The 12016-nt window shown below is 41.6% G+C and carries 11 protein-coding genes; 9 read left to right on the forward strand and 2 right to left on the reverse strand.

The window, feature by feature from the left end; translation table 11 throughout:
- The first annotated feature begins 1 nt into the window (after position 1).
- Both G592_RS0112495 and G592_RS16540 read left to right on the forward strand, forming a co-directional pair.
- Positions 2 to 592, forward strand: coding sequence for a hypothetical protein (locus G592_RS0112495; RefSeq protein ID WP_028248112.1), 591 nt, complete (start codon positions 2 to 4; stop codon positions 590 to 592).
- Positions 593 to 692: 100 nt separating this feature from the next.
- Positions 693 to 872 carry a hypothetical protein gene (locus G592_RS16540; protein WP_028248113.1) on the forward strand — a complete coding sequence of 60 codons (180 nt, stop codon included), beginning with the start codon at positions 693 to 695 and terminating at the stop codon, positions 870 to 872.
- Positions 873 to 937: 65 nt separating this feature from the next.
- Here the strand turns inward: G592_RS16540 and G592_RS0112505 are convergent, their stop codons facing one another.
- Positions 938 to 1732 carry a biotin--[acetyl-CoA-carboxylase] ligase gene (locus tag G592_RS0112505; RefSeq protein WP_028248114.1) on the reverse strand — a complete coding sequence of 265 codons (795 nt, stop codon included), beginning with the start codon at positions 1730 to 1732 and terminating at the stop codon, positions 938 to 940.
- Positions 1733 to 1909: 177 nt separating this feature from the next.
- On the opposite strand from G592_RS0112505, the gene leuB reads away from it, so the two are divergent.
- The 6 genes from leuB to G592_RS0112535 are packed head-to-tail and all read left to right on the forward strand — an operon-like array spanning position 1910 to position 9905.
- A complete protein-coding gene (gene leuB, locus G592_RS0112510) occupies positions 1910 to 3010 on the forward strand; it encodes a 3-isopropylmalate dehydrogenase (protein ID WP_028248115.1) in 1101 nt (366 codons plus the stop codon).
- 18 nt (positions 3011 to 3028) lie between these two features.
- Positions 3029 to 4699, forward strand: coding sequence for a dihydroxy-acid dehydratase (gene ilvD / locus G592_RS0112515; protein ID WP_028248116.1), 1671 nt, complete (start codon positions 3029 to 3031; stop codon positions 4697 to 4699).
- A 2-nt stretch (positions 4700 to 4701) separates the two neighbouring features.
- The gene (ilvB, locus tag G592_RS0112520) at positions 4702 to 6372 is read left to right on the forward strand and encodes a biosynthetic-type acetolactate synthase large subunit (RefSeq protein ID WP_028248117.1); all 1671 of its coding nucleotides are present in this window, start codon (positions 4702 to 4704) and stop codon (positions 6370 to 6372) included.
- 49 nt (positions 6373 to 6421) lie between these two features.
- Entirely contained in the window at positions 6422 to 7504 is a 1083-nt protein-coding gene (gene serC, locus G592_RS0112525) for a 3-phosphoserine/phosphohydroxythreonine transaminase (protein WP_028248118.1), read from the forward strand.
- Positions 7504 to 8667 carry a phosphoglycerate dehydrogenase gene (locus G592_RS0112530; RefSeq protein ID WP_028248119.1) on the forward strand — a complete coding sequence of 388 codons (1164 nt, stop codon included), beginning with the start codon at positions 7504 to 7506 and terminating at the stop codon, positions 8665 to 8667. The genes serC and G592_RS0112530 overlap by 1 nt, the downstream gene beginning before the upstream one ends.
- A 2-nt stretch (positions 8668 to 8669) precedes the next feature.
- Positions 8670 to 9905 carry a DUF1015 domain-containing protein gene (locus G592_RS0112535; RefSeq protein ID WP_028248120.1) on the forward strand — a complete coding sequence of 412 codons (1236 nt, stop codon included), beginning with the start codon at positions 8670 to 8672 and terminating at the stop codon, positions 9903 to 9905.
- A 41-nt stretch (positions 9906 to 9946) separates the two neighbouring features.
- Here G592_RS0112535 and G592_RS0112540 read toward each other — a convergent pair whose 3' ends face one another.
- Complete coding sequence (locus tag G592_RS0112540; RefSeq protein WP_028248121.1) at positions 9947 to 11008, reverse strand: DUF1266 domain-containing protein; 1062 nt, start codon at positions 11006 to 11008, stop codon at positions 9947 to 9949.
- A gap of 124 nt (positions 11009 to 11132) precedes the next feature.
- Here G592_RS0112540 and G592_RS0112545 point away from each other — a divergent pair, with 124 nt between their 5' ends.
- A complete protein-coding gene (locus tag G592_RS0112545) occupies positions 11133 to 12014 on the forward strand; it encodes a mechanosensitive ion channel family protein (RefSeq protein WP_028248122.1) in 882 nt (293 codons plus the stop codon).
- Positions 12015 to 12016 lie beyond the last annotated feature (2 nt).

Genomic DNA, 12016 nt, shown 5'->3' on the forward strand with positions numbered 1-12016 from the left:
GATGAGCGCATTTTTAGGACCAATTCATTCACTTATGTACAACAGAATCATAACCATGCAACAGGTTATTAATGCTCTTGCTGAATTATCCAAGGCCGAGGGTTGGAATGCAAACGTGGATAATTATGTTATACAAGAGTTTCCGCCAATAGAAGAGGTTGTAGATTTAAGTAATATCCATGCATCCTTGTTTGGTATGGTGGATGGAGCAGAAAAGAGATTTGCAGGTATTGTATCAGCTATTGCAAAAGAGAACAGTGACAGATTGGAAAAGATAAAAGCTACTGTTAAATCCGCAGGCGAATCCATGAAAATTGAAGGTGTAAAAAGCCCAGAGGAAGCATGTGCTAGACTACAGGAAATCTTGCTAGATGGTATGCCTTGCGATAGAGCCTCTATGGTGAATCAGTACGCTGATGGAAGCTGTGAAATCATAAGAACAATGGATCTTCATTCCAGCTACTTTGAGGAAGCAGGCTTTGATAGGGATTTATACTATCAGTTATTAAAGTCATTTGTGACAGGATTATTTGCTGATTCTGAAGTTAAAATTTCTGGTGATGTCATGCATACTATAGCAATTTATATGTAGAACAAATATCCATAGGATACTTTGTAGATTTTTCATATAAGTTGTGTATAATTTTTTCGAAGAGTTCGTATATATTAGATTATTAATTGAGTTTGTTAGAATGCTTGTTAAGCACTCTATGAATACAATCATCGAAGTATTGATATTTGCAATAGCAAGAGGAATAGTTGCAGGTCATGAAGAGTCTCTAAGTATGCTTATCAGAGTCTTGGCTATAGCATTATTGTTATTCTGTAGAAAGTATCTATTCAAAGAATTTGATTTTGAAGAAGAGGAATAATATCAGGCCCTGAGAAAATCTCAGGGCTATTTTCAGTTATGACCAGAGGGTTATAAAATTGTCAACTAAGTATAGTTGACAATTTTGTTCATTATCGCTGCTGCCAGCTGATTCTTTGTGATGGTATTCTTACCAGGAGCAAAAAGGCTGGTGGCAGTTTTTTTGATGTCTGCAGGAAAGGCAGAAATATCTGAATCAAAATTGATGCCGATTCCTACGACAATCCACTGAACATCGCCAGTTTCAAATTCTGTGCCAGCTTCTGTGAGGATGCCGCAGATTTTCTTATCGTCTATAAATAAATCATTGATTGGCTTGATTCTCGGACGTACACCTACTAAGGTCTCAATAGCATCACAAACAGCATTACCTGTCAAAGTTGTAATCGCATCTGGTTCTAAAGTAGAAAGATGTTCAGGCTTTAAGAGGATGCTCATATAAAGTCCGCCTTCAGGAGAATAGAAGGAGTGATCCTTTCTGCCACGGCCAGCGGTCTGTTCCTTGGCAAGGATAACTGTGCCATGTTCAGCTCCAGCAATGGCAGCTTCTTTTGCTAATCTGTTTGTAGATGTGGTGTTATCGTATATACGAATCATCTCAGGCTCAGCCTGATAAATTTCCTTAAGCGAATCATCTAAATAGGAAATAATCCCAGCAGAAGACAAAATATCATTGTTATCAGCAAGCTTATAGCCCTTATTGCTAACAGCATCTATAGAATATCCAGCTTTTCTAAGCTCATTTATAGCTTTCCAGATGGCATTACGAGAAAGCCCAAGGCTAGTGGCAATTGCCTCACCCGAGGTGTAACTATCTTTATTATTTTCAAGAAATTCCAGTACTTTGTCTTTTGAACTCATGTAGTTTCCCTTTGATTTATCACGTTAAAGTGTGAAAGTTTACTAACTCTTCTGCTATATTTTAGAAGTATTTAGTCTAATTTGTCAAAGATGTAAAAATGGGGTTCTCGTTCTTGAATTTCACACTTTACTGTATTAAACTATTAAAAATGGTTTTTATAAGGGAAGGATATTATCATGACTTTCAATGTAGGCGTAATTAGAGGAGACGGAATTGGTCCAGAGATTGTTACAGAGGCTGTAAAGGTTCTCGATGCAATCGGTACAAAATTTGGACATGATTTTAAGTACACTGAAATTCTTATGGGTGGTTGCTCAATTGATGCTACTGGTGAGCCTCTCACTGATGATGCAATCAAGGCTGCCCTTGCAAGCGATGCTGTTCTTATGGGTTCAATCGGAGGAAATACTTCCACAAGCCCTTGGTACAAACTACCAGCAGACAAGCGTCCGGAAGCAGGTCTGTTAAAGCTTCGTAAGAGTCTTAATCTATTCGCAAATCTTCGTCCAGCATATTTATATGATGAATTAAAGGAAGCTTGCCCACTTAGAGATGACATCATTGGCGACGGCTTCGATATGATGATTATGCGCGAGCTTACAGGCGGTCTTTACTTTGGAGAGCGTTCCACTGTAGAGGAGGACGGTCAGCTTGTGGCTAGAGACAGTCTTACTTATTCGGAAGGTGAGATTCGTCGTATTGCTAAGCGTGGTTTTGACATCGCCATGAAGCGCCGCAAGAAGGTTACTTCAGTTGATAAGGCAAACGTTCTTGATTCTTCACGTCTTTGGAGAAAGATTGTTGAGGAAGTTGCTGGGGATTATCCAGAAGTGGAGTACGAGCACATGCTGGTTGATAACTGTGCAATGCAGCTTGTGAAGAATCCTCGTCAGTTCGATGTAATCCTTACTGAGAACATGTTCGGAGATATTTTAAGTGATGAGGCATCTATGGTTACCGGTTCCATCGGAATGCTTTCATCAGCTTCATTAAATGATACAAAGTTTGGTCTTTATGAGCCATCAGGTGGTAGTGCTCCTGATATTGCAGGCCAGGGTATCGCAAACCCAATCGCTACCATTCTTTCAGCAGCTATGATGCTTCGCTATTCATTCGACTTGGATGCAGAAGCTGATGCAATCGAGAAGGCTGTTAAGCAGGTGTTGAAAGATGGCTACCGCACCATCGATATCATGCCACAGGAAGAGGCAAAACGCTCGGCTGTGAAGCAGGTCGGTACCGTAGAAATGGGAGATTTAATCGTAGAAAGATTATAAATTTGGAGGAGTTTAATAATGAGAAGTGATAATGCCAGAGCTGGTATGCAGCAGGCACCAGCAAGATCCTTATTCAATGCATTAGGATTTACTCAGGAAGAAATGAAAAAACCTATGGTTGGTATCGTATCTTCGTACAACGAGATAGTACCAGGCCATATGAATATTGATAAAATTGTGGATGCTGTAAAGCTTGGTGTAGCTGAGGCAGGCGGTGTTCCAGTAGTTTTCCCAGCAATCGCAGTTTGTGACGGTATTGCTATGGGACATGTGGGAATGAAGTATTCCCTTGTAACTCGTGATTTGATTGCCGACTCTACAGAGTGTATGGCAATTGCTCATCAGTTTGATGCACTTGTTATGGTGCCAAACTGTGATAAGAACGTACCAGGACTTCTTATGGCAGCAGCCCGTCTTGATCTTCCTACAGTATTTGTATCAGGCGGCCCTATGCTTGCAGGTCATGTAGGTGGTCAGAAGCGTTCACTTTCTTCTATGTTTGAGGCTGTTGGTGCTCACGCAGCAGGCAACATGTCTGAGGAAGAAGTAGAAAACTTCGTAGAGAATGTTTGCCCAACATGCGGAAGCTGTTCAGGTATGTACACAGCCAATTCCATGAACTGCCTTACAGAGGCTCTTGGAATGGGACTTCGTGGAAACGGCACAATCCCAGCAGTTTACTCAGAGAGAATTCGTCTTGCAAAGCATGCTGGTATGGCTGTTATGGATATGTATAACAAGGGCATCACAGCTCGTCAGATTATGACAAAAGATGCAATCCTTAATGCCCTTACAGTAGATATGGCACTTGGTTGCTCTACAAACTCAATGCTTCATCTTCCAGCAATTGCTCATGAGATTGGCTTTGACTTTGATATTGAGTTTGCAAATCCTATTTCAGAGAAGACACCAAACCTTTGCCACCTTGCACCAGCAGGTCCTACATATATGGAAGACCTTAATGAGGCAGGCGGTGTTTGGGCAGTTATGAAGGAGCTTGCAGACATCGGACTTCTCAACACAGATTGTATGACAGTTACAGGCAAGACTGTAGGTGAGAATATTGCAAATGCAGTAAACAGAAACCCAGAGGTTATCAGACCTGTGGACAATCCATATACAAAGACTGGTGGACTTGCAGTCCTCAAGGGAAATCTTGCACCAGACGGCTCTGTTGTTAAGAGAAGTGCAGTTGTTCCAGAGATGCTTGTTCATGAAGGCCCAGCAAGAGTATTCGACAGCGAGGAAGATGCAATCGCAGCTATCAAGGGTGGAAAGATTGTGGCAGGCGACGTTGTAGTTATCCGCTACGAGGGACCTAAGGGGGGCCCTGGTATGAGAGAGATGCTCAATCCTACATCTGCAATCGCAGGTATGGGACTTGGCTCATCAGTTGCTCTCATTACAGATGGTCGTTTCTCAGGCGCCAGCCGTGGTGCTTCCATCGGACACGTTTCACCAGAGGCAGCTGTAGGCGGACCTATCGCACTTGTTGAGGAAGGCGATATCATCGCAATCGATATTCCAAATTACTCTATGACTTTGAAGGTTTCAGACGAGGAGCTTGCAGCACGTAAGGCTAAGTGGCAGCCTCGCGAACCTAAGGTTACAACAGGTTATTTAAGAAGATACGCGGCCCAGGTTACTTCAGGAAATAGAGGTGCAATTTTACAGACACCGGAGGTTTAATAATGTTATTAAGTGGTTCAGAAATAATTATAGAATGTTTAAAAGAGCAGGGAGTTGACACCGTATTCGGTTATCCAGGCGGTGCAATCCTCAATCTTTATGATGAGCTTTACAAGCACAGCGATGAGATTCATCACGTGCTTACAAGCCATGAGCAGGGGGCTGCTCACGCAGCAGATGGTTATGCCCGCGCAACAGGTAAGGTTGGCGTGTGCTTTGCAACAAGTGGTCCGGGAGCAACAAACCTTGTAACAGGTATTGCTACAGCTCACATGGATTCAGTTCCTATTGTTGCACTTACATGCAATGTTACATTACCTCTTCTTGGTAAGGATTCTTTCCAGGAGATAGATATTGCAGGCATTACAATGCCAATTACAAAGCACAATTTCATCGTTAAGGACATCAGTGATTTGGCTGAGACAATTCGCCGTGCATTCCTTATTGCAAAGAGCGGACGTCCAGGTCCTGTACTTATCGATGTTCCAAAGGATGTTACAGCTCCTACAAATAAATATGAGTACATGCCTATGAAGCCTATTCCAGCAGGAAGGGTTAAGAAGGACATCACAGAGTCAGCGCTCAATGAAGCTGTAAAGCTTATTAAGAAATCAAAAAAGCCAGTTATATTCGTAGGTGGTGGTGCAGTTCTTGCAAATGCATCAAAGGACCTTAAGAAGTTTGTAGAATTAGTTGATGCACCAGTATGTGACACACTTATGGGCAAAGGCGCATTCAACGGCACAGATGAGAGATACCTTGGCATGCTTGGCATGCATGGAACAAAGGCTTCAAACCTCAGCGTTTCAGATTGCGATTTACTTATCGCCATCGGAACAAGATTCTCAGACAGAGTTCTTGGAAATCCTGAGAAGTTTGCAAGCAAGGCAAAGATTCTTCAGTTTGATGTAGATCCAGCCGAGATTAATAAAAACATCATGACAGACCATGCAATCATCGGTGATGTTAAGGAGACTCTTTCAAGAATCAATAAGCTTCTTGAACAGCAGAGTCATGAGGCTTGGATGAAGAATGCAAAGGCACTTGTTGAGAAGTATCCTCTCACAATTCCAAAGGAAGGTCTTTCTGGTCCATTTATCGTGGCAGAGGCTTACCGCCAGACAAAGGGTGATGCAATTATCGCTACAGAGGTTGGACAGCACCAGATGTGGGCAGCTCAGTTCTACAAATATAAGAAACCACATCAGCTTCTTACATCAGGCGGACTTGGAACAATGGGATATGGTCTTGGCGCAGCAATCGGTGCAAAGACAGGAAATCCAGATAAGACAGTTATCAACATAGCAGGTGATGGCTGCTTCAGAATGAACATGAACGAATTGGCAACAGCAAGCAGAGAAAAGTTGCCTCTTATAGAAATTGTTGTAAACAATCATGTACTTGGAATGGTTAGACAGTGGCAGACGTTGTTCTACAACAAACATTATTCAGCAACTGTGCTTGACGACGGTGTGGATTATGTCAAGCTTGCAGAGGCTATGGGATGCACAGGCGTACGCGTAACAACTCAGGAGGAGTTCTCGAAGGCGTTATCGGAGGCACTTCGATCCGATAAGCCAGTGCTGATTGACTGTATCATCGACAGTGATGAGAAGGTATGGCCAATGGTAGCACCGGGAGCACCTATAAATGAGTTTTTTAAAGAAGATTAAATTTCTTCTTTAAATACGAGTAGTCTTATAGAAAAGGAGATTTAGTGTAATGAGCAGAGTTTTCAATTTTAGTGCAGGACCAGCAGTATTGCCTGAGGAGGTTCTTAAGGAAGCAGCAGATGAAATGCTTGATTATAAGGGCTGTGGCATGTCAGTTATGGAGATGAGTCACCGTTCCAAGGTTTTCGACCAGATTATCAAGGAAGCAGAGGCTGACATCAGAACTCTTATGAACATTCCAGATAACTACAAGGTTCTTTTCCTTCAGGGTGGAGCAAGCCAGCAGTTTGCAGCTGTTCCTATGAACCTTATGAAGAACAAGAAGGCTGGATATATTATCACGGGTCAGTGGGCTAAGAAGGCATATCAGGAAGCAAAGATGTATGGTGAGGCTGTAGAACTTGCATCCTCAGCTGATGAGACATTCAGCTACATTCCAGATTGTTCGGATCTTCCTATCACAGATGATATGGATTATGTATATATCTGTGAGAACAACACAATCTACGGCACAAAGTTCAAAACTCTTCCAAATACAAAGGGTAAGGATTTGGTAGCAGACGTTAGCTCATGCTTCCTTTCTGAGCCAGTTGATGTTACAAAGTATGGCATCATCTATGGTGGTGTTCAGAAGAACGTTGGACCAGCAGGTATGGTTATCGTAATCATCCGTGAGGATCTTATCCGTGATGATGTTCTTCCAGGCACACCAACAATGCTTAAGTATAAGACACAGGCAGACAACGACAGCCTTTACAACACACCTCCATGCTACGATATCTACATCTGTGGTAAGGTGTTCAAGTGGCTTCTTAAGAATGGCGGACTTACAGCTATGAAGGAGCTCAATGAGAAGAAGGCTAAGATTTTATATGATTACCTTGATTCTTCAAAGCTTTTCAAGGGTACTGTTAGAAAGGAAGACCGTTCACTTATGAATGTTCCTTTTGTTACAGGAAACGAAGAGCTTGATGCTAAGTTTGTAAAGGAGGCTACAGCAGCAGGTTTTGTAAACCTTAAGGGACACAGAACTGTTGGTGGTATGAGAGCTTCTATCTACAACGCAATGCCAATCGAGGGTGTCGAGAAGTTAGTTGAGTTTATGAAGAAGTTTGAGGAGGAAAATGCCTAATGTATACATTTAATTGCTTAAATCCAATTTCTGACAAGGGCTTAGAGCTTTTCTCAACAGACTATAAAAAGGTAGAGACAATCGGTGAGGCAGATGCTGTTCTTGTACGTTCAGCTGCTATGCACGACATCGAGCTTGGTGACAAGCTTTCATGTGTTGCCCGTGCCGGCGCCGGTGTAAACAATATTCCACTTGATAAGTGTGCTGAGGAAGGTATTGTTGTTTTCAATACTCCTGGTGCGAACGCAAATGGTGTTAAGGAGCTTGTTTTTGCAGGAATGCTTCTTGCAAGCCGTGACATCGTTGGTGGTATTAAGTGGGTTGAAGAAAACAAAGATGACGAGAACATCGGAAAGACAGCAGAGAAGGCTAAGAAGGCTTTTGCTGGTACTGAAATCGCTGGCAAGAAGCTTGGCGTTATCGGTCTTGGCGCAATCGGTGTAAAGGTTGCCAACGATGCTAACCGTCTTGGTATGGAAGTTCTTGGCTATGATCCATACATCTCAGTAAATGCCGCTTGGAATCTTTCACGTAATGTAAAGCACGTTACTAACGTTGAGGACATCTATAGAGAGTGCGATTTCATTACAGTTCATGTACCACTTCTTGATGCCACAAAGGGCATGATCAACAAAGAGGCTGTACAGCTTATGAAGAAGGGTGTTGTTATTCTTAACTTTGCCCGTGATCTTCTTGTTGACGAGAAGGCAGTTATCGATGGAATCGAGGCTGGTAAGGTACGTCATTACGTAACAGATTTTGCAAATCCTACAACAGCTGGTGTAAAGGGTGTTATCTGTACACCTCATCTTGGCGCTTCTACAGAGGAGGCTGAGGATAACTGTGCAGTTATGGCTGTTAAGGAAGTTATGGATTACATGGAGAATGGAAACATTACTCACTCTGTAAATTATCCTGACTGCGATATGGGAATCTGCACAGCAGAGTCTCGTGTAGCTATTCTTCACAAGAATAAGGCAGGTCTTATTGCTTCATTTACTACAATTCTTAGTAATGACAATGTAAACGTAGAAGATATGACAAACAAGAGCCGTGGCGACTATGCATATACACTCCTGGATTTAGGCTCAAAGCTTAGCGATTCAGTTGTATCAGAAATCGAGAAGGTAGAAGGAGTAATAAAAGTAAGGGTGGTTAAATAAGGATGGCGTTAATAGTACCATTTAAGGCTATACGTCCAACTAAGGAAGAGGCTGCTACTATAGCAGCCCTTCCTTATGATGTTTATAGCAGAAAAGAAGCTTATGAGAAGGTAAAAGAACAGCCTGGTTCCTTTCTGGCAATCGACAGACCGGAGACACAGTTTGCCGAGGATGTAGATATGTATTCTGACGCTGTTTATAACAAGGCGGCAGAGATGCTTAATCAGTGGATTTCTGATGGCAGATTCATGCAGGACACTGATGACTTTTATTATGTTTACGAGCTGACAATGGATGGACGTTCTCAGACAGGTATAGTAGCCTGTGCATCCATTGACGATTATCAGAACTCAGTAATTAAAAAGCATGAGAACACCAGAGCAGAGAAGGAGCAGGACAGAATCAGACATGTTGATACCTGTAGTGCTCAGACTGGTCCAATCTTTCTGGCATACAAGGCAGATTCCACAATCAGTGGAGTGGTTTCAAAGATAAAAAGCCGTCAGCCACAGTATGATTTTACAGCAGAAGATGGAATCAGACATCGCTGCTGGGTTATTGATAAGATGATGGATAAGGCTCTTATTGCAACAGCCTTTGACAAGATGAATAGCATTTACATTGCTGACGGTCACCATCGTGCAGCCAGTGCTGTTAAAGTAGGATTAAAGAGAAGAGAAGATAATCCAGGCTACACTGGAAAAGAAGATTTCAATTTCTTCTTATCAGTTTTATTCCCAGATGAGGAACTTAAGATTTACGACTATAACAGAGTGGTAAAGGATTTAAATGGACTTGCTCCGGAAGAGCTATTAGAGGAGCTTGATTCAATCGTAGATATTGTTGAAACATCAGAATCTCCAATCAGACCTGCCAAAAAAGGTCAGTGGAGCATGCTTTTGGAAGGAACCTGGTATTTATGTCAGGTAAAGCCAGAGCTTATGGTAGATGACCCTGTTGAAGGTCTTGATGTATCACTTCTTCAGAATCTTGTTCTTGAGCCACTTTTAGGCATCCAGGATCCAAAGACTGACGACAGAATAGATTTCGTCGGTGGAATCAGAGGTCTTGAGGAGCTTGAAAGAAGATGCAACAGTGATTGTAAAATCGCATTTGCAATGTACCCAACAAGCATTCAGGAGCTTTTTGATGTGGCAGATGCAGGACTATTGATGCCTCCTAAAAGCACATGGTTTGAGCCAAAGTTACGTAGCGGATTGTTCATACATAAGATATAAAAAAACTCCCGACAGATTTAATTCTGCCGGGAGTTTTGCATTTAATTATTACCTATTGGTTGTTCACGAAGTTCCTTTCGTGTCACAAGTATATCGTCCCAGTCTTTCACGATTGAAATATTGAAATCGGGCTCAATCTCATCGTAGAAGCCTTCACTTTCCATGGTTTTTATAGCTTCGCCAATTTCTGTCATGTTAATTAATGAATCTTTTTCTCCAACTACAGCGGCACGGAACATTTCTCCTAGGTAATAGCACTGATGTATTTCTTTAAAGCTGCTGTACTGCTTCTGTAAGGCGAGATCCAGGTTATATACATATTCAAGGTACTCAGGAGTGCTTAAATACCAGGCGTCGTCGCTGAAAGTCACTACTCTTAACATTCGCATGTAGTCGTAGCCTGCCAGGCCGTTTTCTCCATATAAAGCATTCACGCAGGCAGCGGCTTTTACCTGGTAGAAATAATCAGTAGAAATATCATTGTTTTTAAATGTCTCATCATCAATATCATCAACATTTTCAAAGGTAAAATCGTCGCCGTATGTGGTATTTATATATTCGATGAGCTTTTTTGTGTCGGGATCATTTTGAATATAGGCACGGCATTTTGCCTGGTGACCATATTTAAGCATTTCCTCAATTGTTAATTTTGCAGAATCTCTGTCGGTTATTCCCCAGGCGCCCTCTAGAAAATCTTTGTTGTCAAACATTGATAATGTGGATTTTCCGAAAGCACCCAGACTGTCTTTGTATGTACGAAAGTCTTCCCAATATGCATAAAGTGAGGTTACGTGAGCTCCAAAAATATAGCAGCTACAATCCGCCTCTGCATAATAATATGGAGCAACAAGTTCAGAATCTGCGCCGCTACCATCAAAAGTTTCGTCATATGTGATTATAAGATTGCTATAGTCAGGGTTTTCTGTTCTTTCATAATCGGGTACGGCCTGTGGAGGAGTGACAGGCACTGTGTCTTCAGTAGAAGTGTCTGCATTTTCACCACTATCAGTAACGCTGTCAGTTATTCCACCACATCCCGAAAGAAAGCTTGTCAGCCCAATAGCTAATACAAGTGTTGATGTAACGATAAATTTATTTTTCATAATCTAAAATCCTTTCTAAAAAATAATGGATTTGTTGAAATTAAAGAGATTTTACCACAGGAATGTGAAAAAAATCGGAGCTATGATATAATAGTTAGGATTGTAATAATGGGAGGATAGTAAGATGCTTTTATTAGAAGCAACACCAGTTATGCCAGAAGAAATAGTTGAAGAAATCCAAAAGGGTATTCTTCAGCAGCAGATAGAACAATTAATTCCAAAATTTTGGAGTTTTTTATGGTGTGCGGTACTTGCACTAGTTGTATTTATTATAGGTTCACAGATCATCAAGGGAATCATTAAGCTTTTTCACAAGGCTATGAATCTCCGTGATGTAGACCCAGGAGTAGAGACATTTCTGGAATCTGTTTTAAAATGGATTTTCTATATAATCTTAATCACTAGCATTCTCGGTCTGTTTGGAGTTACCACTACATCCATATCGGCTGCAGTTGCAGGTCTTGGTGTTACAATTGGTCTTGCTTTACAGGGAGCTCTTTCCAACTTCGCAGGCGGTGTGCTTATTCTTTTAATGCACCCATTCAGAGTTGGAGATTATATTATCGAGCATGCAAGTGGCCAGGAAGGCAAGGTCGAGAAGATTAACATCATTTATACCACACTTAAAATGATCGATGGACGCATGGTTCAGATTCCTAACGGTACACTTTCATCTGCATCTCTCACAAACTGTACTTCCATGACCAGAAGAATGTTTAATGAGACAGTAGGAATCAGCTATGACAGTGACATAAAGAAGGCTAAGGAAATAATGTTAGAGGTTGCTGAGAAGCAGGATCATCTTATTACATCGGAGCCTATTCAGACATTTGTTTCAGAACTTGGAGACAGCGCAGTTCAGATTGGACTTCGTTTTTGGGTCGAGACAGAATACTTCTGGCCTACAAAATGGGCTGTATTAGAAGAAATTAAAAATAGATTTGATAAAGCGGGTGTTGAGATCTGCTTTAATCAGTTAGATGTTCACATCAAGAAGGAGAGCTAACA

The sequence above is a fragment of the Pseudobutyrivibrio ruminis CF1b genome, assembly GCF_000424005.1.
GTDB lineage: Bacteria > Bacillota > Clostridia > Lachnospirales > Lachnospiraceae > Pseudobutyrivibrio > Pseudobutyrivibrio ruminis_C.

Excerpts from the sequence above, each read along its gene's own strand:
- ilvB (WP_028248117.1), top strand. The coding sequence starts at position 4,702 with ATGTTATTAAGTGGTTCAGAAATAATTATAGAATGTTTAAAAGAGCAG.
- G592_RS0112535 (WP_028248120.1), top strand. The coding sequence starts at position 8,670 with ATGGCGTTAATAGTACCATTTAAGGCTATACGTCCAACTAAGGAAGAG.
- G592_RS0112540 (WP_028248121.1), bottom strand. The coding sequence starts at position 11,008 with ATGAAAAATAAATTTATCGTTACATCAACACTTGTATTAGCTATTGGG.
- G592_RS16540 (WP_028248113.1), top strand. The coding sequence starts at position 693 with ATGCTTGTTAAGCACTCTATGAATACAATCATCGAAGTATTGATATTT.
- G592_RS0112545 (WP_028248122.1), top strand. The coding sequence starts at position 11,133 with ATGCTTTTATTAGAAGCAACACCAGTTATGCCAGAAGAAATAGTTGAA.
- G592_RS0112505 (WP_028248114.1), bottom strand. The coding sequence starts at position 1,732 with ATGAGTTCAAAAGACAAAGTACTGGAATTTCTTGAAAATAATAAAGAT.
- G592_RS0112530 (WP_028248119.1), top strand. The coding sequence starts at position 7,504 with ATGTATACATTTAATTGCTTAAATCCAATTTCTGACAAGGGCTTAGAG.
- serC (WP_028248118.1), top strand. The coding sequence starts at position 6,422 with ATGAGCAGAGTTTTCAATTTTAGTGCAGGACCAGCAGTATTGCCTGAG.
- ilvD (WP_028248116.1), top strand. The coding sequence starts at position 3,029 with ATGAGAAGTGATAATGCCAGAGCTGGTATGCAGCAGGCACCAGCAAGA.
- G592_RS0112495 (WP_028248112.1), top strand. The coding sequence starts at position 2 with ATGAGCGCATTTTTAGGACCAATTCATTCACTTATGTACAACAGAATC.
- leuB (WP_028248115.1), top strand. The coding sequence starts at position 1,910 with ATGACTTTCAATGTAGGCGTAATTAGAGGAGACGGAATTGGTCCAGAG.